Annotated in this window: 20 protein-coding genes; 6 read left to right on the top strand and 14 right to left on the bottom strand. The window is 59.4% G+C overall.

All coding sequences use genetic code 11. From position 1 onward, the window contains the following. The first annotated feature begins 5 nt into the window (after positions 1-5). Both C4N22_RS04170 and C4N22_RS04165 read left to right on the top strand, forming a co-directional pair. Positions 6-1,001, top strand: coding sequence for a PstS family phosphate ABC transporter substrate-binding protein (locus C4N22_RS04170; protein WP_112148091.1), 996 nt, complete (start codon positions 6-8; stop codon positions 999-1,001). A 198-nt stretch (positions 1,002-1,199) separates the two neighbouring features. Further along, positions 1,200-1,796 (top strand): transporter, encoded by a 597-nt coding sequence (locus tag C4N22_RS04165; protein WP_112148090.1) that lies wholly within the window; start codon positions 1,200-1,202, stop codon positions 1,794-1,796. A 79-nt stretch (positions 1,797-1,875) separates the two neighbouring features. On the opposite strand, the gene plsY is transcribed toward C4N22_RS04165, so the two are convergent. From plsY to C4N22_RS04125, 8 genes are all read right to left on the bottom strand, one after another. Next, a complete protein-coding gene (plsY, locus tag C4N22_RS04160; protein ID WP_112148089.1) occupies positions 1,876-2,535 on the bottom strand; it encodes a glycerol-3-phosphate 1-O-acyltransferase PlsY in 660 nt (219 codons plus the stop codon). Positions 2,536-2,553: 18 nt separating this feature from the next. After that, entirely contained in the window at positions 2,554-3,897 is a 1,344-nt protein-coding gene (der, locus tag C4N22_RS04155) for a ribosome biogenesis GTPase Der (RefSeq protein WP_022256054.1), read from the bottom strand. After that, a complete protein-coding gene (locus C4N22_RS04150; protein WP_022256055.1) occupies positions 3,894-5,234 on the bottom strand; it encodes a DUF512 domain-containing protein in 1,341 nt (446 codons plus the stop codon). The genes der and C4N22_RS04150 overlap by 4 nt, the downstream gene beginning before the upstream one ends. A gap of 90 nt (positions 5,235-5,324) precedes the next feature. Next, complete coding sequence (gene rpmF / locus C4N22_RS04145) at positions 5,325-5,504, bottom strand: 50S ribosomal protein L32 (RefSeq protein ID WP_015563707.1); 180 nt, start codon at positions 5,502-5,504, stop codon at positions 5,325-5,327. 26 nt (positions 5,505-5,530) lie between these two features. Then, positions 5,531-6,031 carry a YceD family protein gene (locus C4N22_RS04140; protein WP_022256056.1) on the bottom strand — a complete coding sequence of 167 codons (501 nt, stop codon included), beginning with the start codon at positions 6,029-6,031 and terminating at the stop codon, positions 5,531-5,533. Positions 6,032-6,175: 144 nt separating this feature from the next. Next, positions 6,176-6,580, bottom strand: coding sequence for a hypothetical protein (locus C4N22_RS04135; RefSeq protein WP_112148088.1), 405 nt, complete (start codon positions 6,578-6,580; stop codon positions 6,176-6,178). Positions 6,581-6,642: 62 nt separating this feature from the next. After that, positions 6,643-7,974 carry a glucose-6-phosphate isomerase gene (locus tag C4N22_RS04130; protein ID WP_112148087.1) on the bottom strand — a complete coding sequence of 444 codons (1,332 nt, stop codon included), beginning with the start codon at positions 7,972-7,974 and terminating at the stop codon, positions 6,643-6,645. 220 nt (positions 7,975-8,194) lie between these two features. After that, positions 8,195-9,442: a D-alanyl-D-alanine carboxypeptidase family protein gene (locus tag C4N22_RS04125; RefSeq protein WP_112148086.1), complete on the bottom strand. Its 1,248-nt coding sequence runs from the start codon at positions 9,440-9,442 to the stop codon at positions 8,195-8,197. A 143-nt stretch (positions 9,443-9,585) separates the two neighbouring features. On the opposite strand from C4N22_RS04125, the gene mtaB reads away from it, so the two are divergent. The 3 genes from mtaB (at position 9,586) to C4N22_RS04110 (ending at position 13,496) form a co-directional block, all read left to right on the top strand. Next, a complete protein-coding gene (mtaB, locus tag C4N22_RS04120) occupies positions 9,586-10,881 on the top strand; it encodes a tRNA (N(6)-L-threonylcarbamoyladenosine(37)-C(2))-methylthiotransferase MtaB (RefSeq protein WP_112148085.1) in 1,296 nt (431 codons plus the stop codon). A 336-nt stretch (positions 10,882-11,217) separates the two neighbouring features. Further along, entirely contained in the window at positions 11,218-12,771 is a 1,554-nt protein-coding gene (locus C4N22_RS04115; RefSeq protein WP_112148084.1) for a 4Fe-4S dicluster domain-containing protein, read from the top strand. A 245-nt stretch (positions 12,772-13,016) separates the two neighbouring features. Further along, positions 13,017-13,496 carry a hypothetical protein gene (locus tag C4N22_RS04110; protein WP_022256062.1) on the top strand — a complete coding sequence of 160 codons (480 nt, stop codon included), beginning with the start codon at positions 13,017-13,019 and terminating at the stop codon, positions 13,494-13,496. A gap of 95 nt (positions 13,497-13,591) precedes the next feature. Here C4N22_RS04110 and gpmI read toward each other — a convergent pair whose 3' ends face one another. The 5 genes from gpmI to C4N22_RS04085 all read right to left on the bottom strand — a co-directional run bounded on the left by gpmI (position 13,592) and on the right by C4N22_RS04085 (position 19,624). Continuing rightward, positions 13,592-15,118 carry a 2,3-bisphosphoglycerate-independent phosphoglycerate mutase gene (gpmI, locus tag C4N22_RS04105; protein ID WP_112148083.1) on the bottom strand — a complete coding sequence of 509 codons (1,527 nt, stop codon included), beginning with the start codon at positions 15,116-15,118 and terminating at the stop codon, positions 13,592-13,594. Positions 15,119-15,221: 103 nt separating this feature from the next. Next, positions 15,222-15,992 (bottom strand): triose-phosphate isomerase, encoded by a 771-nt coding sequence (tpiA, locus tag C4N22_RS04100; RefSeq protein WP_022256064.1) that lies wholly within the window; start codon positions 15,990-15,992, stop codon positions 15,222-15,224. Positions 15,993-16,094: 102 nt separating this feature from the next. Continuing rightward, positions 16,095-17,303: a phosphoglycerate kinase gene (locus C4N22_RS04095; protein ID WP_112148082.1), complete on the bottom strand. Its 1,209-nt coding sequence runs from the start codon at positions 17,301-17,303 to the stop codon at positions 16,095-16,097. A 309-nt stretch (positions 17,304-17,612) separates the two neighbouring features. Further along, positions 17,613-18,647, bottom strand: a complete 1,035-nt coding sequence (gene gap, locus C4N22_RS04090) for a type I glyceraldehyde-3-phosphate dehydrogenase (protein WP_112115125.1) — start codon at positions 18,645-18,647, stop codon at positions 17,613-17,615. 173 nt (positions 18,648-18,820) lie between these two features. Beyond that, positions 18,821-19,624 (bottom strand): hypothetical protein, encoded by an 804-nt coding sequence (locus C4N22_RS04085; protein ID WP_112148081.1) that lies wholly within the window; start codon positions 19,622-19,624, stop codon positions 18,821-18,823. Positions 19,625-19,810: 186 nt separating this feature from the next. Here C4N22_RS04085 and C4N22_RS04080 point away from each other — a divergent pair, with 186 nt between their 5' ends. Then, positions 19,811-20,848, top strand: a complete 1,038-nt coding sequence (locus C4N22_RS04080; protein WP_112148080.1) for a SpoIID/LytB domain-containing protein — start codon at positions 19,811-19,813, stop codon at positions 20,846-20,848. A gap of 42 nt (positions 20,849-20,890) precedes the next feature. Here the strand turns inward: C4N22_RS04080 and C4N22_RS04075 are convergent, their stop codons facing one another. Continuing rightward, positions 20,891-21,928, bottom strand: coding sequence for a hypothetical protein (locus C4N22_RS04075; RefSeq protein WP_112148079.1), 1,038 nt, complete (start codon positions 21,926-21,928; stop codon positions 20,891-20,893). Between the last annotated feature and the right edge of the window lie 234 nt (positions 21,929-22,162).

Genomic DNA, 22,162 nt, shown 5'->3' with positions numbered 1-22,162 from the left:
TGACCATGAAACAAACTGCTCTTTCCCGCCGCGCTTTTCTGCTGGGGCTGGGCGCGGTTTCCTCAGCCGCCCTGCTCTCGGCCTGCAACACGAATGCCCCCGTCAACTCCGGGCCCACTCCCTCTCAGCCCGAGAGGGAGCCCGCTGCCAGCCCGGATGCTTCCAGTGAAGTGACCCGTGAGCCCATCCTGACAGCCGACGAGTTTCCCATGACCGACGGCAGCACGGCCTGCATCCCCCTCATTGCGCAGATCATGGCGGACACCACGGGCATGGATCTGGAAACGGCCCAGAGCTGCGTGAGCACCAACACCACGGCCTGGGCCTGGCGGAACCTGAGCCTTTACGGCGGCAATGAGGGCGATTCCACCAAGCTCATCATCGCCTACGAGGCCCCGGAATCCGTCAAGGAGGAAATGGCCGCGGAGGGCGGCCCGCTGGACCAGAAAGCCATTGGCCGGGATGCACTGGTGTTCATCGTCAACGAAGAAAATCCCGTCCAGAGCCTCTCCCAGCAGCAGCTCCGGGACATCTATGCCGGGAAGATCACCAACTGGAAAGACGTCGGCGGCGCGGACCTGCCCATCGTGGCATTCCAGCGGCGGGAAGATTCCGGCAGCCAGACCCTGTTCCAGAAGCTGCTCATCCAGGGCGGGGAGCTGATGGACGCCCCCACCGAGCTGGCCCCCACGGAGATGGGCGGGCTGGTGGACAGCATTGCCGAATACAACAACACCGCCAACGCCATTGGCTTCTCGGTATATTATTACATCGACCAGATGTACTCCAAACCCGGCCTGCGGCTGCTGGCTGTGGACGGCGTGACCCCCTCCAACGAGACCATCGCCGACCAGAGCTACCCGCTCTGCAATGAGTTCTATGCCGCGGTCCGGCAGGATTCCGGTGCGGACACGCCGGAACGCAAAGTCTACGACTGGCTCTCCACCGACGCGGGCCGTGCCTGCATCGAGAAATCGGGCTATGTGGCCGTGCAGGATTGAAATTTTCCCTCCACTCCCTTTCAAGCTCCCCCGCGGGGGGAGCTTTTTGTGTTCCATAGCACATTTTCATCGCTGGAATTTTCCTCAACGAATTGACGCAGTTCACATTCTTTGCTAAAATATAGAAAATAAAGTTGACATTTTTCCCCGATTTTGTCCACTGCACTTGAATCCAAATCCGAAAGAGAGGTCCCTGCCATGTCCAACGATTTCCACAACACCACCCATGTCGAAAGCCGAAGCCGCGCGGAGCTGCGCAATTTCATCATCCAGTCCTCCACCCTGCTCGAAATCTCCCTCTCCGGCCTGGTGCTCATCGGCCTGCTCATCAGCATCGTGCCCCTCATCCAGTGGATGCCCGGCCTGTTCATCGACGGCAACGATGTAGAGATCCGCACCTTTCTGGAGCGTGCACTCGACATCGTCATCGGCATCGAGTTCATCAAGATGCTGGCTAAGCACAGCCCCGGCTCCAGCCTGGAGGTGCTGCTGTACGCCATCGCCCGCCATATGGTCATCGGCCACGAATCCGCCTTTGAAAACCTGCTGAGCGTGGCTGCCATCGCCCTGATCTTCGTCGTGCGCAAGTTCTTCTTTGTACCGGCCTTTGGTGCCCACCTGCCCGACGGCCACCCGGCCCCCGACCTTTCCCCCAACCAGAGCGGCATCCCGGCTTCAGAGTTCAAAGAGCGGCTGCGCAAGCGCCTCCACGCCGAGGATGTTGTCCCCGAGACCGAAGAGGACGATTTTGTCGATGCCGCTGAAGAGGACGAGCTCCTGCCGGAATCCACCTGAACCCTGAATCAAGACCCAAAAACACCCCCGCAGGCATTGCAAACGCTGCCTGCGGGGGTGTTTCATTTTATACTGAGATTTATTTCTGATGCTTTTTGCCAAAGCGGTATTCTTTGCCTTCCCGGATACGCTTGATGTTGGAGCGGTGCATGTAGATGACCAGAATACTCATGATGAGGGCACCCACAAAGCAGACCGCCATATCCCCCGCAGCCAGGCCCCGGTAGCAGCTGTAAATGAGGGTCAGCACCGGGTAGAGCGCTGCCATGGTGATGCTGCCCAGCGAGACCATCCCCGTGGGGAGCAGGCAGGCCAGGAAGATCAGGAACAGGAACGGGATGAGGATGGGTTGGATGGCCAGAATGGCACCACCTGCCACCAGCACGCCCTTGCCGCCCTTGAAGCCGAAATACAGCGGCTTCAGATGGCCAATGGTAGCCAGGATGGCCGCCAGGTAAACGCCCAGGTAGGGCGAGACCGCCCCGCCTGCCGGGAGATACCCGAACAGCCAGCGGCCGATGCAGACGGCCAGCGCACCCTTGAGCACATCGCCAAAGGCGGTGAGGGCCGCTGCCTTTTTGCCAAAGGTGCGCAGCATGTTGGTCATGCCGGCGGCACCGCTGCCGTAGTTGCGGACATCGTCATGATAGAGGTATTTGCTGACCAGAATGCCCGTGTCAATGCTGCCCAGCAGGTAGGCCTCGGCGGCCGTTGCCAGAACGATCAGAAGCGTCATCATCAGACAGTCCCTCCCTGTTTATACATCCTTGGCGCGGACTTCGCCCGCACCGCGTTCCCGGATCACCAGCCGGATGGGCGTGTGGTCCAGGCCAAAGCTTTCACGGATCTGGTTGATGAGGTACCGCTGATAGCTGAAGTGGAAGAGGTACTTTGCGTTGACGAAAGCCACAAACGTCGGGGGACGGGTGGAGGCCTGGGTCAGGTAGAAGATCTTCAGGCGGCGGCCCTTGTCGCTGGGGGGCTGCATCCGGGCGGTAGCCCGGGCCAGCATCTCGTTCAGCACACCGGTGGGCACGCGGGCGCCGTTCTGGGCGTCCACATCCCGGATGAGCTGCATCAGCTTATTGACGTTATAACCCGTCTGTGCCGAGATAAAGATGATGGGAGCATAGCCCATAAAGCTGAAGCACTCGGCGTAACCCTTGCGCTGGAGCTCCATGGTGTTGGTCTCCTTGCCCTCCACGGCGTCCCACTTGTTGACAACGATGATGCAGGCCTTGCCCTGATCGTGGGCATAGCCTGCCACCTTGCTGTCCTGCTCGGTGAAGCCGACGGTGGCATCCACCAGGATCAGGGCCACACGGCTCCGCTCCACAGCGGCCAGAGCGCGGACGACCATGTACCGCTCCAGACCATCGGTGATATTGCTGCGCTTGCGCAGGCCTGCGGTATCGGTGAAGATGAACTTGCCGTAGGCGTTGTCCACCGGGGTATCAATGGCGTCGCGGGTGGTGCCGGCCTCGTTGGCCACGATCATCCGGTTCTCACCCAGGATGCGGTTGGTCAGGCTGGATTTGCCCACGTTGGGGCGGCCGATGATGGCCACCGGGATGCGGTCCTCTTCAATGACCGTCTCACTGAAATCCAGGTGGGCGCAGACGGCGTCCAGCAGGTCGCCCGTGCCGTGACCGTGCACCGACGAAATGGGCATGACCTCGTCAAAGCCCAGGTTATAGAACTCGTACAGCTCCATGGGGGCCTCGCCCACGTTGTCGCACTTGTTGACCGCCAGAATGACCGGCTTATGGCTGCGGCGCAGCATGTGGGCCACATCCTCGTCCGCCGCGGTCAGGCCGTTGCGGACATCCACCACCATGATGATGCAGTCGGCGGTGTCAATGGCGATCTGGGCCTGCTCCCGCATGTGGGCCAGGATGCCCTCGGTGGCCTTGGGCTCAATACCGCCCGTGTCCACCAGCATGAACTCGTGGCCGTTCCACTCGCAGTTGGCAAAAATGCGGTCGCGGGTAATGCCCGGGGTATCCTCCACGATGGCCAGGCGCTGGCCGCAGAGTTTGTTGAACAAGGTAGACTTGCCCACGTTGGGGCGGCCCACCACCGCTACGATCGGTTTGCTCATGTGGTTCCTCCTTTTCTTCTTCTCGAAATATGCAGGCCGCTGCGCAGCAGAGCTTTGGCCTCCTCGCCGCCGGACGTGGGCAGCACTTCTACCTTGACGCCCATCCGCTGAGCGAGCTGCGCAACGGTCACATCGTCGAGGAACGTATCTTTTTCTTCCCGCAGCATCACGGCGGGCACGCCCAGCGTCCCGCTGGTCAGCTTGCCCTCACACTGGTTGATGATATCCGTGGCCGTGACAAGACCTGCCACACCCACGTTGCCGCCGAAGAATTTGTTCTGGATCGGGTGCACCGTGACCTCGATCATGGGGTACTGGCGGTGCAGCTCGGCCATCATCCGCTGGATGAGGGGGGCCGCCATGGTGCCCGTGACCACATCCAGCTGTTTGGTACCGTAAACGCGGTGGGGCTTGTCCAGCTCGGCCATAAATTCATCTTCAAACAGGCGCATCATGCCCACACCGTTTTCCAGCTGGTCAAAGTCCTCATAGAACTCGGTGGGCGGGATGCGGCGGCCCGCTTTCAGGTACCACTCGTCGCTGGGGTAGATGATCCGCTTGCCGTGGCGGCGCTTGCACTCATCGCCAAACTCTTCCATGATATCGATGACCTCGGCGCTGCTGGCCGCATCGTAGGGGGTCTGCTTGAAGAGGTTCTGGCGGTAATCGGTAATGCCGCAGGGCACCGCCGCAATGCTCTGCACCATGGGGGTCAGCTCCAGCAGGTCGGCCAGGGTGCGGCGCAGCTCGTCGCCATCGTTGATGCCACGGCAGAGCACCAGCTGGCAGTTGACCGCGATGCCGCCCTCCACCAGCCGGGGCAGGTACTTGAGCACCTCTCCGCCCCGCTTATTGGCCAGCATCCGCACCCGGAGCTGGGGGTTGGTGGTGTGGACCGAGATGTTGATGGGCGAAATGTGCATCTTGATGATGCGGTCGATCTCATGGTCCTGCATGTTGGTCATGGTGATGTAGTTGCCAAACAGGAACGAAAGGCGCTCATCATCATCCTTAAAATAAAGGCTCTCCCGCATTCCCGGAGGGAGCTGGTCGATGAAGCAGAACATGCAGTGGTTGGAGCAGGAATGCTTCTGGTCGCCCAGATAGGTGGAAAAATCGCAGCCAAAAGGGCCGCGCTCGGCGCGCTGGACGTCCCACTCCCGGATGCCGTCCGCCACCCTTGCTTTCAGGTGAAAGCTTTTGCTGTCGGTATAAAAATCATAGTCCAGCGTGTCGTTCAGCTCGTTCTGATCCACGGCCAGCAGCTCGTCGCCGGGCAAAAGGCCCAGTGCTTCGGCTTCGCTGCCCGCTTCCACACGCTCGATCTTGATTGCCATGCTCTCACCTCCCAGAAACAGCAAGAAGGGGAAGGCGTTGCGCCCTCCCCTTCTGTACATAACACCAATGTGCCACCAATTCTGCGCAAATTAGCCCTTCTTGATGACTTCCTCGCCCTTGTAGTAACCGCAGTTGCCACATGCCTGGTGGGGGAGCTTCAGAGAGCCACAGTTGCTGCACTTGACCAGTGCAGGGGCCTCCAGCTTCCAAACATTGCTGCGACGCTTGTCGCGGCGGGCCTTGGAAAGATGTCTCTTAGGTACTGCCATATTTTTGCACCTCCTTGATGGGTTTCTCAGTTCAGCAGTGATTTGAGGATCGCTAGCCTTGCGTCTGCGGGAGCGGCTTCATCTTCTGCCGGGGGGCAGGTACATTCCGCCATCTTTTTCCCGCACCGGGGACACAATCCCGGGCAGTCGGGGCTGCAGAGCAGCACCGTTGGGATCTGGAACAGGAACTCCTGGCAAAGCCACTCATCCACATCCAGATGACCTTTTTCATTGAGCGGCAGATCGAAATCCGGGTCGTCCAGATCCCGCTCCTTTACCGTCCACTCCGCTTCAACTGTCTCTTCCCTCTCAACAGGGTCCAGACAGCGGGCGCACTCGCCGTGCACCAATGCTTTTGCCCGCAGTGTCATCCGGACCTCTTCTCCATCCGTCTCAGCGTCAAAACACGCCGTGACCGGTTGGCTGATCCTTGCACCGGCAAAATCCTTTGCAGACAAATCACAGGGAAACTCCGCATGGTAGGGTCTTGCGCCGGTTGCGATAAACTTTCTCAGGTCAAATTGCATAGTACACCTCATAAAAGGCTGCTTTGTTAGTATAGCGCCAAAGTAAACCTTTGTCAACACCAAAACAGGCAGAAAACCGAAAAAATTTTATTTCTCCGGTTTCCTGCCCGATTGGATCAGTTCAGAATCAGAATGCCAGAAGCCTTACAGGTACTTCTTGACGTCGTGCGGCAGAGCTGCCTCGTCCGCGCTGACGGTGACAGTGACCTTGACGGTATTGCCGGCAATGGCTGCCATCTCGTCCAGCACAACGCCCAGACGGTTGATATCGTGGTTGAGCACCTTGAGGATGCCGTCGATGTACAGGTCGGTGATGTCATAGTTGCTTGCCAGCAGGCCGGCCACAAAGCCGTACAGCATCTCGCCGCCGGAGACCTTGTACTCGTCCAGGTCGATCAGACGAGCAGCGGGAGCGATGTCGTAGGTCAGCTTCATGCCTTTTTCCACGACGACGACGTTGCCCTTGGAGGTCTTGACCGAATCATTGATCTGGTCGATCATAGCCTTGGTCTTACCGGAGCCCTTAGCGCCAACAATCAGTTTAATCATAGTTCTGTCCTCCTGTATTTTCCACGCCTTGCGGCGGGAGATCATTTTTTAATCCTTTGCCTTTACTTGAGCTTTGCTTCCAGCTCAGCGGTCAGGTTCTCGTAACCGGGTTTGCCCAGCAGTGCAAACATGTTCTTCTTGTAGCTCTCAACGCCCGGCTGGTTGAACGGGTTGACGCTGAGCAGGTAGCCGCTGCAGGCACATGCACGCCAGAAGAAGTAGATCATATAGCCGACATTGTAGGCGCTGAGGTCATCCACCTCGATTACGACCTCGGGCACGCCGCCGTCGGTGTGAGCCAGGATGGTGCCCTCCATGGCCTTGCGGTTGACCACGCTCATGTTCTGGTTGGCCAGGAAGTTCAGGCCGTCGAAGTTGCCCTTCAGCTCGTCGATGAACAGATCCTGTGCAGGCTTTTTGACATCCACGATGGTCTCAAACATGGTGCGGGAGCCTTCCTGGATGAACTGGCCCATGGAGTGCAGGTCGGTGGAGAAGATGCAGCTTGCAGGGAACAGGCCCTTGTTGTCCTTGCCCTCGCTCTCGCCGAACAGCTGCTTATACCACTCGTTCATCAGGGCGAAGTTGGGCTCGTAGCACTCGAGGATCTCCACGCTCTTGCCCTTGCGGTACAGGATGTTGCGGATGGCAGCATACTTGTAAGCGTCGTTGTCCGGGCTCAGGACGGAGAAGCGCTCCATGGCATCGGCAGCGCCTTTCATCAGGTCGTCGATGCTGATCCCGGCAGCCGCGATGGGCAGCAGGCCGACCGCGGAGAGGACGGAGTAGCGGCCGCCGACATCATCGGGGACCACGAACGTGGGCCAGCCCTGCGCGTCGGCCAGCTGCTTGAGGGTGCCCTTGGCACGGTCAGTGGTCGCATAAATGCGCTTGTTGGCCTCTTCCACGCCCATCTCATCTTCCAGCAGCTTGCGCAGCACGCGGAATGCCAGGCTGGTCTCGGTGGTGGTGCCGGACTTGGAAATGACATTGATGGAGAAACGCTTGCCCTTGCACAGCGCGATGATATCATTCAGATACGTGGGGCTGATGCTGTTGCCGCAGAAGTAGATCTTGAGGCCGCTGTCCAGCTCATTGTGGAACTGGCCCTTGACGGCTTCGACCACAGCGCGGGCACCCAGATAGCTGCCGCCGATGCCGGCGACGACCAGCACGTCGGAATCCTCACGGATCTTGGCAGCTGCTTCCTTGATGCGGACGAACTCGTCCTTATCGTACTCACGGGGCAGATACATCCAGCCCAGGAAATCGTTGCCGGGGCCGTTCTTGGCTTCCAGCATCTTGTGGGCGGCTTCCACCTGCGGGTAGATGGCCTGATACTCTTCTTCCTTAATAAAGGAGGAAAGGTGTTTCGTGTTCAGTGCGAGACTCATATTTTATCAAAACCTCCAGACATTTTTGGGGCACTTGCCCTGCGAGGGTTTTTCTTGGTATAAGTGTACCGTTCCCATCGGGCAAAGTCAAGGCCAAAATCCTTGGATTTCATACAATTTTAATAGTGTTGTTTTGTATGCTCTTACATCTTTTGTTCAGGCGGACAAGGCTTTTGTTGCGTGAACAAACCGCTTTTGGGCGGTCCTGTGTCCGTTTTGGTCAGGACACGCCGGTCAGGCTCTCCCACAGCAGGTGCAGCGCGTCCGGCAGGGTCAGTTTTGCGGCATCGACGGCGGCGCGGACTTCATACTCACTCAACAGGTTTTCGCCCTGATAAACGCTTACTTTGCCCACGGCCTGCCCCCGTTCCACCGGGGCTTCCAGGGTCTCGGGCAGGGTCAGCTCCTCGCGGAGGGCGGCCCCGGCCCCTTTTTCCAATAAGATCGTCTCGGGCAGGGCGCTGTAATCCAGCGGGACGCTCCCCTCGGCGCTGCCTTTGACCGCCAGCTGCAGCGGCTGGCTGGGCAGTGCGGGCAGCGGCGCGGCCTCATAGGCCCCAAAACCGTAGTCCAGAAGCGTCGTGGCGGCGTTGAAGCGGTCGGCGCTGCTGGGTGCCCCCAAAATAACGGCGATGAGCTTGAGCCCATCCCGGGTGGCGCTGGCCGAGATGCAGACCCCTGCCCCGCTGGTGGTGCCGGTCTTGAGCCCGGTGATGCCGCTGTACCGCTTGAGCAGCTTGTTGGTGTTGACGAGCTGGGTCTGCCCGTTGCGGAGGCTGTCCGTCCAGATGCCGGAGTAATGCAGCACCTCCGGGCAGTGGGTCAAAATCTCCCGGCTCATGATGGCCACATCCCGGGCGGTGGAGAGGTGGCCCTCCGTATCCAGCCCGCAGGCGTTGCGGAACGTGGTCTGCTCCATCCCCAGCTGGGCCGCCCGGGCGTTCATCTGCTCCACAAAAGCGGGCTCGCTGCCGCCCACCAGCTCGGCCACCGCCACGGCGGCGTCATTGGCGGAGGAAACGCAGATGGCCCGGAGCATCTCATCCAGCGTAAACTGCTCCCCCGGCTCCAGCCAGATCTGGCTGCCGCCCATGTGGTAGGCGTGTTCGCTCACCGGCACAAGGGTATCCAGCGTCAGCCTGCCGTCATGGATGGCCTCAAAGGTCAGCAGCAGGGTCATTACCTTTGTAATCGACGCGATGGGCATTTTCTCCTCGGCATTTTTCTCGTACAGCACCCGGCCGCTGTCCTGCTCGATCAGGATGGCGGCGCGGCAGTTGAGGGAGAGTGCCGGAGCCGCTGCCGCCGGGAGGGCAGGTTCCACCCACACGGCCTGCGCGGAGGCCGTTTTTGCCTCCCGCCGGGCCACAAGATGCAGCCCCATCCCCTGTGCCGTGCCAAAGGCCAGCGCAAACAGCCAGAAGCAGAGCACCGCCGCGCACAGCGCCGCAAAATTTCTCCGTTCCATTCTCGTACCTCCCCCGCGGTCTGTTTCCATTGCTCTGATTGCATTCTATGCAAAAAAAGAGCAGCAAATGCTCTTTCCCCGCCGGGAAAAATCTGCTATAATAGGATGGTTTATTTTGTTTTTCTGTTGAAAGGATACCTCGCATGAGAGTTTGTTTTTATACCCTTGGCTGCAAAGTCAATCTGAACGAGACCGGGGCGCTGGAACAGATGTTCCGCTCCGCCGGGTTCACCATCGTCCCGGAGGGGGAAGAGGCCGATGTGTTTGTGGTCAACAGCTGCACCGTGACCAACTTTGGCGACCAGAAGAGCCGCAAGTGGCTCCGCCGGGCCAAGCGGGAGAACCCCGGTGCCGTCACCGTGCTGACCGGCTGCTACCCCCAGGCGTTCCCCGAGGAGGCCGCCCGGTTTCTGGAGGCCGATCTGGTCTGCGGCAACGGCGACCGGAAAGCCATCCTTGAAAATGTCATGAAGCTGCTGGATGGCCATGAGCGGATCGTGGCCATTGCGCCCCACGCCCGGGGCGAGCGGTTCGAGGAGCTGCCCGTGGAGCGGTTTGAGACCCACACCCGCGCCTTTATCAAGGTGGAGGACGGCTGCAACCGCCAGTGCGCCTACTGCGTCATTCCCCGTGCCCGTGGCCCGGTGCGCAGCCGTGCCGAGGAGAGCATCCTGAACGAGCTGCACCAGCTGGCCGCAGCCGGATACCGCGAGGTGGTGCTCAGTGCCATCTCCCTGCCCAGCTACGGCCTGGACACCGGGACGAACCTGGTGGAGCTGGTGGAGCACTGCGCCCAGGTGGAGGGCATCGAGCGCATCCGTCTGGGCAGCCTGGACCCCGACATGCTCACGTCGGAGTACATCGCCCGGCTGGCCGCGGTGGACAAGCTCTGCCCGCAGTTCCACCTGAGCCTCCAGAGCGGCTGCACCGCCACCCTGCGCCGGATGCGCCGGGTGTACACCGCGGAGCAGTACGCGGAAGTGGTGGAAAATATCCGCTCTGCCTACGGCGACCGTCCCGTCAGCTTTACCACCGACTGCATCTGCGGCTTCCCCGGGGAGACCGAGGCCGACTTTGAGGAGAGCCGCGCGTTCCTGAAAAAGATCGGATTTTTGAAAGTACATGTCTTCCCCTACTCCCGCCGCAGCGGCACCCCGGCCTACGATTTCCCGGGCCAGATCCATGAGCGGGACAAACAGGAGCGCAGCCGCACCATGAACGCCGCCGCCGAGGCCATCCGCAAAGAGGTGCTGGCGGGCTATGAGGGCATGGAGGATGACGTGCTGCTGGAGACCCCTCTCTCCGAAACGCTCTTTACCGGCTATACCCGGCTGTATGTGCCGGTGGTAGTCTCCGCTCCGGGCCATGCCAGCGGCGAGATCGTCCGGGTCAGACTGGGCGCTTACGACGGAGAACGGGTGCGGGCCGCGCTGGTCTAAGCGGCGGTTTCCGCTCCGGCTGAAGTTTGGCAGATTGCAAAGAAATTTTACCGGTTCTTTGTGCAAACCTTACCAGTCGTGAAAATCATAACGAATTTTGAGTTTTGGTCTTTTCATCCAAATTCGTTTATGCTACAATAAAAGTGGATATTCCGGGGCAGCCTGCCGATTGCAGCGGCGGGCGTGCCAATGCACCCGGAGACAGGCTGTTTTTTCCGTACCAGAATGGCGGTCGTTTTTGTGCCCAGCCTCTGTACCAGAGAGCCGCGGCGCGTCACTTCTCCATCCGCGAAAAGGGTCTGTGATCTGCTGTATGTAAAACAAGGAGAGATTGGAATGAGTTTTAGAGGAATCAACACGACGGTCATCCAGATTCGCCGCCAGGTGTTTACCGAGGTTGCACGGATGGCCTACGCCAACGTCAAGGGCGAAGCCGCCAACCACCTGATGCGTAAGATCCCTTACACCATCATCCCCGGTGAGGAAGGCAAGCTGCGCAAGGACATCTTCCTGGAGCGCGCCATCGTTGAGGAGCGCGTCCGCCTGGCCATGGGCCTGCCCACCCGCCGCATGGACGAGCACAACAGCGTCGTTTCCGGTCTGGAGGACGCTTCCATTGCCGATAAGTATTATGATCCCCCGCTGGTAAACGTGATCAAGTTTGCCTGCAACCGCTGCCCCGAGAAGCTGGTCAAGGTCTCCGACCTGTGCCAGGGCTGCCTGGCTCACCCTTGCATGGAGGTCTGCCCCAAGAAAGCCATCACCTGGGAGAGCGGCCGTTCTATCATTGATCAGGAGAAGTGCATCAAGTGCGGCCGCTGCGTTGGCGTCTGCCCCTACAACGCCATCGTCAAGACCGAGCGCCCCTGTGCCGCTGCCTGCGGCATGGGTGCCATCCACTCCGACGAGCTGGGCCGCGCGGAAATTGATTACAGCAAGTGTGTTTCCTGCGGCCAGTGCCTGGTCAACTGCCCGTTTGGCGCCATTGCCGATAAGGGCCAGATCTACCAGCTGATCCAGGGCTTCAACCGCGGTGACCGCATCTATGCGCTGGTTGCCCCCGCGTTCGTCAACCAGTTCCCCGGCCTGGCTTCCACCGGCAAGCTGAAAGCTGCCCTGAAAGCCGTCGGCTTCCACGACGTGGTCGAGGTCGCCATTGGTGCTGACCTGTGCACGGTGGACGAGGCCCACGACTTCCTGGAAGAAGTGCCCGGCAAGCTGAACTTTATGGCAACCTCCTGCTGCCCGGCCTGGAGCATGATGGCAAAGACCGCATTCCCCGACCTGGCCAAAAACATCTCCATGACCATGACCCCCATGGTCTTCACCGCCCGCATGATGAAGCAGGCCGACCCCGAAGCCCGTATGTGCTTCATCGGACCCTGCGCCGCCAAGAAGCTGGAAGCTTCCCGCCGCACCATCCGCTCCGACGTGGACTTCGTGCTGACCTTTGAGGAGCTGGCCGGCATCATTGAGGCCAAGGATATCGACCCGGCTGCACTGGAAGTTGATCCCAGCGAGATCGATCTGGTCCACGCTTCCGGTGCCGGCCGCGGCTTTGCTCAGTCCGGCGGCGTTGCCAAGGCCGTTGCCGACAAGATCAAGGAATGGCACCCCGACATGGAAGTCAAGATCGCGTCGGCTCAGGGCCTGGCCGAGTGCAAGAAGCTGCTGATGCTGGCCAAGGCCGGCAAGTACAACGGCTATCTTCTGGAAGGCATGGGCTGCCCCGGCGGCTGCATCGGCGGTGCCGGCACCATTGCGGACCCTGCCAAGACTGCCATCCTGCTGAACAAATATGTCAAGGAAGCTCCGTTTGCGGACCCCGAGGAGAGCCCGTTCATGAGCAACATCCACATGCTGAAAGACGATCCCAACTTCGAGGTCTAAGCACCTGCCTTTCTGCCGCCTCCCGTTTGCCGGGAGGCGGCTTTTTTTGCTGCCACGTTTTCCACATTTCTTATTTTCTATGTCGAAAGTGCAACAGTTTTGTGAAACACTGCCAAAGCAGATTGACTTTTTTGCTTGATTATGCTATTTTTGCGGTATAAAAGGGCTGTCTGACCCATTTCTGCACCATTTCCCGCGTGTGTGACAGCCCGTGCCGCGCTGCGGCAGGAAGAAAGGTTGATAACATGAAAACAGCTTGGAAACGCACCGGGGCGGTGCTGGTCTCGTGGCTGCTGCTCTGCCTGCTGGCCCTGAGCGCCAGTGCCGTGGGCCCTGTGGAGGTCGGCGTGGCGTTCTGGAAAGACAGCAAAGGCGAACAGACCTCGCTGGCCAACGATGGCATCGACACGGACCGTGCCGCCACTCTTACCCGGCAGGCCAATGGCACCTATACGCTGGAGCTCCCTCTGAAAAAGCTTTCCCGCATCAACATCACCGGACGGCTGTCCGGGCTGACCATCGGCGATGTGACCTATGACGGCACCCTGAGCGGCAGCTTTGACGATGACACTGCACTGCTCACCATCAAAAACCTGCCCGCTTCCGTCCTGACCGGAAGTGACGCCGGAAAAGCGCTGGCCGTAACCTGCAATCTGGACATGGATGTCAAGCTCCTGGGGGAGATCACCACTCCCGCGCGGCTCTGCATCTGGGCCGAAAAGTAAAACACAGTTTCCTACAACAAAACGCCCCGCAGGGCTGGTGAAACTTCTCACCGCCCTGCGGGGCGTTTGCGTTTTTATGGTTTTGCAGAGGAAGCTTACTCCACGATGATGCTCTTGCCCGTCATCTCAGCAGGGACCGGCAGGCCGATATAGGGCAGCATGGTGGGTGCGATGTCGGCCAGGCAGCCGCCCTCACGCAGCTTCACATCGCCGCAGCCGATGGCCACAAAGGGCACGACATTGGTGGTGTGGGCGGTGAACGGAGTGCCGTCCGGGTTCATCATCTTCTCGGCATTGCCATGGTCCGCGGTCAGGAACGCGCAGCCGCCGGCAGCCAGGACAGCTTCAACAACTTCCTTGACAGCAGCATCGACGGCTTCCACAGCCTTGACTGCCGCGTCAAACACGCCGGTGTGACCGACCATATCGCAGTTGGCGAAGTTGAGGATGATGACATCGTACTTGCCGCTCTCGATCCGCTTCTTGCACTCAGCAGCCACTTCCGGAGCGCTCATCTCGGGCTTCAGGTCGTAGGTAGCCACTTTCGGGCTGGGGATGACACAGCGGTCCTCGCCCTCGTAGGGAGCCTCGACGCCGCCGTTGAAGAAGAAGGTGACGTGGGCGTACTTCTCCGTCTCAGCGATGCGGAGCTGGGTCTTGCCATGAGCAGAGAGGTACTCGCCCAGAACGTTCTTGAGCTCCACGGGAGGATATGCCACTTCGCAGTTGGGCATGGTGGCGTCATACTCGGCCATGCAGACATAGTGGACCTGCTTGCGGCCGCCGCGGCGCTCAAAGCCCGTGAACGCGTCGTCGCAGAAGATGCGGGTCATCTGGCGGGCACGGTCGGGACGGAAGTTCATGAAAATGACAGTGTCGCCATCCTGCACACGGCCGCCCTCGCAGGTGACGCAGGGCAGAACGAACTCATCCGTCTTGTCCGCGGCATAGGATGCCTCAATGGCCTCCTGTGCGTTGGCAGCGTGGTTGCCCTCGCCATAAACGAACGCGGCATAAGCCTTTTCTTCGCGGTCCCAGTTGTTGTCACGATCCATGGCGTAGTAACGGCCGGAAACGCTGGCGATCTTGCCGATGCCCAGCTCATCCAGCTTAGCCTGCAGGTCGGCCAGGAAGCCCTTGCCAGAGTGGGGGTCCGTGTCACGGCCATCGGTGATGCAGTGGAGGTAGACCTCCTTGGCACCCATGTGCTTGGCCATTTCCAGCACGCCGAACCAGTGGTCTGCGTGGCTGTGGACGCCACCGGTGCCCACCAGGCCCATCAGGTGGATGGCCTTGCCTGCGTCAATGGCAGCTTTCATGTTCTTGACCAGGACCGGGTTCTTGAGCATCTCGCCCTCCCGGATGGATTTGGTGATGAGGGTGAGCTGCTGGTACACGATGCGGCCTGCACCCATGTTGGTGTGGCCGACTTCCGAGTTGCCCATCTGACCATCGGGCAGGCCAACAGCCATGCCGGAAGCTTCAATGGTGGTCATGGGGTACTTTGCCATCAGTGCATCGAGGTAGGGCTTTTTGGCTGCGACCACGGCGTTGCCATAGGTCTCGTTGGGGGTCCAGCCAAAGCCATCCATAATGCAAAGCAGGACAGGTTTCTTGGACATATGTTTTATCTCCTTGTTGTGTTTACTGAAAAAGCGCCCGGCACAGCGCTGGAAACGCGGCGCGGCCGGGCGCTGGAAAAACTTTGGTTGCGAAAGTCAGCACTTAGCCCTTGGTGGCTGCGTTGACGATCACGGCAAAGTCCGGAGCCTTGAGGGACGCGCCGCCAATCAGGCCGCCGTCAACATCTTTCTTGCTCAGCAGCTCCTCGCAGTTCTTGGCGTTCATGCTGCCGCCGTACTGGACGGTAGTAGCCTCGGCGACCGCCTCGCCATACAGCTCGCCCACCACCTTGCGGATCTGAGCGCAGACTTCCTCCGCCTGGTCCGCGGTAGCGGTCTTGCCGGTGCCGATAGCCCAGACAGGCTCGTAAGCGATGACGACATTTGCCATCTGCTCGGCGGTGACACCCAGCAGAGCGATCTTGGTCTGCATCCGAACCAGCTCCTCGGTAACGCCCTCTTCCCGCTGCTCCAGGCTCTCGCCCACGCAGAGGATGACCTTGAGGCCGGCGTTCAGAGCAGCCAGCGCGCGCTTGTTGACGGTCTGGTCCGTCTCTGCAAAGTACTGGCGGCGCTCAGAGTGGCCCACGATGACGTACTCCACGCCCAGATCCAGCAGCATGTCCGCGCTGATCTCGCCGGTGAACGCGCCGGACTTCTCAAAGTGAACGTTCTCCGCGCCCACATGGATGTTGGTGCCCTTGGTCTTCTCCACAGCCGTGACCAGATCGGTGTACGGAGTGCAGATGACGACCTCGCAGCTAGCGTCCTTGACGGCGGGGATCAGCTCATCCACCAGCTTGGCAGCCTCGGTGGCGGTCTTGTTCATCTTCCAGTTGCCTGCAATGATTGCCTTACGCTTTGCCTTATCCATGGTTCTATCTCCTTATATTTACTTTTTCTTCTTTACCCAAATAAAAAGGCGCGGCGGCGCACGGCCGCCGCACCTCTCATGATGCTGTTACGTTCTCTGCGATCAGGCGTTCTGGATCACAGCGATGCCGGGCAGCTCCTTGCCCTCCAGGTACTCCAGAGAAGCGCCGCCGCCGGTGGAGATGTGGGTCATCTTGTCGCCCAGGCCCATCTGCTGGACAGCTGCCGCGCTGTCGCCGCCGCCAATGACGGTGGTAGCGTCGCTCTCAGCCATCGCCTTGGCAACGGCCAGAGTGCCGGCAGCCAGAGTCGGGTTCTCGAACACGCCCATGGGGCCGTTCCAGACGACGGTCTTGGAAGCCTTGACAGCCTCTGCGAAGATCTTCATGGTCTCGGGGCCGACGTCGCAGCCCTCCATGTCAGCCGGGATGGCGGTGACAGGAACAATGGTGACCTCGACGGGTGCGTCGATGGGATCGGGGAAGTCCTTGATGCAGGCTGCATCCACGGGCAGCAGCAGCTTGACGCCCTTGGCCTTTGCCTTTGCCATCATCTCCTTGCAGTAGTCCAGCTTGGAGTCATCGCACAGGCTCTTGCCGACCTCATAGCCCTGTGCCTTGATAAAGGTATAGGCCATGCCGCCGCCGATGATCAGGGTGTCCACTTTCTCCAGCAGGTTGGAGATGACGTTCAGCTTATCAGCAACCTTTGCGCCGCCCAGAATCGCGGTAAAGGGGCGCTCGGGATCGTTGACCGCGTTGCCCAGATACTTGATCTCTTTCTCCATCAGGTAGCCGACAGCGGTATCCTTGACATACTCCGTGACACCTGCGGTGGAGCAGTGTGCACGGTGGCAGCTGCCGAACGCGTCGTCCACATACGCATCGGCCAGAGAAGCCAGATCCTGGCTGAACTCGGGCATGTTCTTGGTCTCTTCCTTGCGGAAACGGGTGTTCTGCAGCAGGACAACATCGCCGTTGTTCATGGCAGCCACAGCAGCCTTTGCGTTCTCGCCCACGACGGTGTCGTCGTCAGCAAACACAACGTTCTTGCCCAGCTTTGCGCTCAGAGCCACAGCAACGGGTGCCAGGCTGAACTTTGCCTCGGGGCCATTCTTGGGTTTGCCCAGGTGGCTGCACAGGATGACCTTTGCGCCATCGTTGATCAGCTTCTGGATGGTGGGCAGAGCCGCGTTGATGCGGTTCTCGTTGGTGATGACACCATCTTTCATCGGAACGTTGAAATCGCAGCGGACAAGCACTTTCTTGCCGCAGTAATTCTCATCGTCGATCGTCTTCTTACCTAAACCCATGGTAACAAACTCCTCTCAAATTCTTTTCATTTCGGAATCGAATTTTCTTTTGCTCGCTCTCAGGGTCATTGACCCTACGCTACTATTATAAACAAAAACCATGTGCATTGCAAGGACAGGAGATGGATAATTTATTAACAAACTTTTCTGGTACATTCTTTGAAATGTGGTGATTTTGACAGGGAGAACGATAAAAAGCACCCCGTCTCCCGCATAAAATGCAGAAGACGGGGTGCCAATGTTCACTGATCTCCCTGCAACGCTTTTATCAGCGTTACAGTTCAAGCACTTTTGAGCGCAAGAACGCGATTAGCAGTTCTCAGCGAAGTACTTAATGGTACGGACCATCTGAGAGGTGTAGGAGTTCTCGTTGTCGTACCAAGACACGACCTGAACCTGATAGGTGTCGTCGTCGATCTTAGCGACCATGGTCTGGGTAGCGTCGAACAGAGAGCCGTAACGCATACCGATGACGTCGGAAGAAACGATCTGATCCTCGTTGTAGCCAAAGGACTCAGAGGTAGCAGCCTTCATGGCAGCGTTGATGGACTCCTTGGTGACGTCCTTGCCCTTGACAACGGCAACCAGGATGGTGGTAGAACCGGTGGGGACAGGCACACGCTGAGCAGAGCCGATCAGCTTGCCGTTCAGCTCGGGGATGACCAGGCCGATCGCCTTAGCAGCACCGGTGCTGTTGGGGACGATGTTCTGTGCGCCAGCACGAGCACGGCGCAGATCGCCCTTGCGCTGAGGACCATCCAGGATCATCTGGTCGCCGGTGTAAGCATGAACAGTGGTCATGATACCGGAAACGATGGGATAGGTCTTGTTCAGGGTGTCAGCCATGGGAGCCAGGCAGTTGGTGGTGCAGGAAGCAGCGGAAATGACCTGGTCGTCCTTGGTCAGGGTCTTCTCGTTGACGGAGTAGACGATGGTCTTCAGATCGTTGCCTGCGGGAGCAGAGATAACGACCTTCTTAGCGCCAGCCTGGATGTGAGCCATGCTCTTCTCCTTGCTGGTGTAGAAGCCGGTGCACTCCAGAACGACATCGACGTCCAGCTCGCCCCAGGGAGCATCCTTTGCGTCCTTAACGGCGTAGATCTTGATCTCCTTGCCGTCAACGATGATGGAGTCCTCGGTAGCCTCGACGGTGTGCTTGCCCTCGCCGATCTTGCCGCAGAAAGAACCCTGAGCAGTATCGTACTTCAGCAGGTGAGCCAGCATCTTGGGGCTGGTCAGATCGTTGATTGCAACAACCTCATAGCCCTCAGCATCGAACATCTGACGGAAAGCCAGACGGCCAATACGACCAAAACCATTGATAGCAACTCTAACATTAGCCATGTTAATCGTACCTCCTAATTGTTCTTACCCTTTGATCGGATAATTCACGGTATCTTTATTTTAGACCAAAACGGCCCAACTTTCAAGTGCCTGCCAAAAAATTAACAACTTGATTTTTCACTTTTTTACTTTTGTACGATTTTTCTAGTTTGTGTGGGCATCTTTTCAGCACTTCACCCAACGGAGTGCCGAGCACTCTTCCGTCCGGACTCGGTCCGGGTAGCGCGCACCGCGCAGATCCCCCCCAGCACACCGATGCAGCACAGCCCCAGTCCAAAGAAAAAGTCCGGCAGCCGGGCCAGTACACCGCCCCGCAGCAAAGTATCCAGCAGCTGGGGAAACTCCCAGCACAGGCAGAGCGCCCAGACCGTCAGGCCGCTGGCGCAAAGCGTCCGGCTGTCCGCCGTGTCCGGCAGGGAAAGCGCCCGCCCCAGCACCGAGAGGAAGACCAGCGCGGCCAGCATCTGCCAGACCACCACCGTGGGGGCCACCCGGTGCCAGCTGGAGCTGTTTTCCATAAAGCGTGCCAGCACACACCAGTAAAAGAGGGCACTGCCCAAAACGACCTCTGTTAAGCTGTCAGCAGGCCGCTTCCAGTTTTTCTGCAGCCAGCCGCGCCCCAGTGTGCACAGCCACCCACCGCAGCAGATCGCCAGCGCACCCCAGATGCCTTTTGCCAGCGGTGCGCTGCCTAAAAAAATCTTTGCAACGCCTGCCAACACGATCCAGACAGCCCCCAAAATGGCCATCACACCGGAGGGCTTACAGGGGCTGCACAACTTTCTGGCCTCCGGCTTTGTGGCGCGGCCCGCCGCAACCGCCAGCAGGATGGCCACCGCCAGCGCGGCATACCGCAGCCAGACGGAGCCCACCACACACAGCCCGGTTTCAGCGTCTGTAAGCAGGGCCAGATCGACCATGCGGCCCACGCCAAGAATTACGCTCAGGATTATTGAAGTCAAAATCAACAGATTCATCGGGTTTCTTCCTTTGATTTCGGACCGTTTTCCGGCATTCATCCCCGGAAACGGAAGTTTTTGCAATGTATTCATCATATCGCATTTGCAGCGGAAAAGCAAGCTTGCGCCGCCTGCTTCTGCGCTTTTTTGCTGCCCGGAGCAGGTACACTCTCTTTATAAAAGGTATCAGGGGGAGGTTCCGGGATGAAAAAAGCGTTTTTGCTGCTCTGCACCCTGCTGTTGGTGCTGGGCAGTCTTCTGCCGCTGGCCGGCTACCGGCTGGCAAAGGCGGTATTGGGAGAGGCTGCTGCCTCATCGGAAGTCCCGGCCTCCTCTGCGCTGTCCGCACCGGGCGGGAGCCTGCCCGGCACGGACACAGGCTCTCCAGAGACCGCCGCGTTCACCGGAGACGCCGAGATCTTCCTCATCGAGGACCAGAGCACCGGGGAGGTCCAGCAGGTGCCGCGGCGGGATTATCTCATCGGCGCGGTGGCAGCGGAAATGCCTCTCAGCTGGCCGGACGATGCCCTTAAGGCGCAGGCCGTTGCGGCCCACAGCTATGTTCTCTACTGCCGCGACCACGCCACAGCCGCCAACGGAGCCTGGCTCTCCGCCGACCCCGCACGGCGGCAGGGCTACCTGACAGACGCCGTCCTCCACAGCTACTGGGGCACCCGTTACGATGCCAACTACGTCCGTCTCTCCGCCCTTGTGGACAGCGTCCTGACCCAGGTGCTCTGCTATGAGGGTGCCCCGGCTGGGACGAGCTACTTTGCCATCTCCAACGGTCGCACCGAGGCCAGCGAGAATGTCTGGGGTGCCTCCCTCCCCTATCTGGTCGCCGTGGACAGCAGCACAGATTTCCAGGCGGATCATTATGAGGTCACCCTGACCCTCTCCTCCGCGCAAGTACAGGCCGCACTGGCAGCCCAGGGGCTCACCCCGGATGCTGCCGCGCCGGAACAGTGGTTCAGCTCCCCCACCCGCACGGCCTCCGGCTATGTCGCGCGGCTGTCTGTCTGCGGTGTGGAACGGTCCGGGACATTCCTCCGCAGAGCGCTGGGCCTGCGAAGCGCTGATTTTACCATCCGTTATGAAAACGGTCAATTCTACATAACGACCCACGGCTACGGCCACGGAGTCGGCCTCAGCCAGTGGGGTGCCAAAGCACTTGCGGAGCAGGGCCTCTCCTATGACGCCATCCTGGCCCACTATTTCCCGGGCACTACACTCTGTGGGTAAAAACAAAGCCGCTGGTTTTCATCAGCGGCTTTGTCCATTCTCTTATTCGCCAAACAGGTTACCCAGCCAGCTCCAGGCCGACTGTTCCACTGCCGAGGCAGTCTCACTGACCGACTCGACCGCTTTCTGCACATTCTCCCCCAGTTTGGAGCCCGAGGGATCCTGCACCGTCCAATAGGTAGCGGTGCTGGTGGCAGCGCTGGACACGGTGAAATCGCTCATAAAGCAGATGGTCTGGCCGTTGGAGTCGGTCAGGAACACCATGTATGTGTATGCACCCTCTGGCAGCTCACCAAATTTGATCTGGCTGTCCAGATTCTTCAGCGACCAGCTGGAGACGTTGGGAGCGGCCTCCGCGCTCTGTACGGTCTGATCCGCGGCATCCAGGATGGCAACTTCCACCTCGGTCAGCACGCTGTTCGAAGCACTTGCCACGGTGCCGCTGACGCTCATGCCGCTGCCCGTGCGGAGATTGACCGGATACCGGACGCCCTCCAGCCGGAGGCTGTCCGGCTGGGTATTGATGCTGTTCTGGTCGGAGGTTATGTACCAATAGCAGGAAGCTCCTGCAATGGAAATGCTCGCGCTGGAGATGGGCACACGGCCGGAGGAGACGCTGCCGGCCGGGTCGGAGCAGTAGAACACACCGTCGGTGTAGTCGGTCAGGAGGACCGCGTGGGGCTGGCGGCGATCATAGAGGACGATTCCCTCGGGGTGCTGGGCCAGCAGCTCGATGAGCACCTGTGTCTTCCCGGCGTTGCTGGAGGGGAGGGTGGCGTAGCCAACCTGCATGGCCTTATAGTTGAAGCTGTGGGAGAGTCCGCCTGCCCAGGCAGAGCTCTTCACGCTGTTTTCGGTCACATCGATCCAGTCGGTCAGGCCGTCCAGATAGGCACGGCGGCGGAGCATCATCGCGGCCGAAGCCAGTGTGCAGGTGCCGCCCCTGCTCTGCTTGAAGTAGAACCCGGCGTCAACGTTCAGGTCAACGGCCAGCGCCCCCGGCAGACAGGTCACCAGTAACAACAGCGACAGCACAAGGGCTGCCAGCCTCTTTTTCAGACCGTGCGGTGCGGTTTCCACGTCTCGTTCATCCTCCCTGCTTTTGAAAAAATCACTGTCATAAAGTATATCAGCTTGTTACGCTTTTGTAAACACTTGCAAGGGATTTTTCTCATTTATTCCATGGTTTATGCATATTTTAAGAGCAAGTTGCACAAAACGAGTCGAAATTTTTGTACAGCAAAAATCAACTCCGGTCGGTTTTTGCAAACAGGCCGGAGTTGATTGAAAAGTTTTTTCAGTTTTTGTCGTTTT

The organism is Faecalibacterium prausnitzii, assembly GCF_003287495.1.
GTDB lineage: Bacteria > Bacillota > Clostridia > Oscillospirales > Ruminococcaceae > Faecalibacterium > Faecalibacterium prausnitzii_I.
The sequence above is the reverse complement of the archived record's forward strand: the minus strand, read 5'-3'. Positions and strand labels throughout refer to the sequence as shown.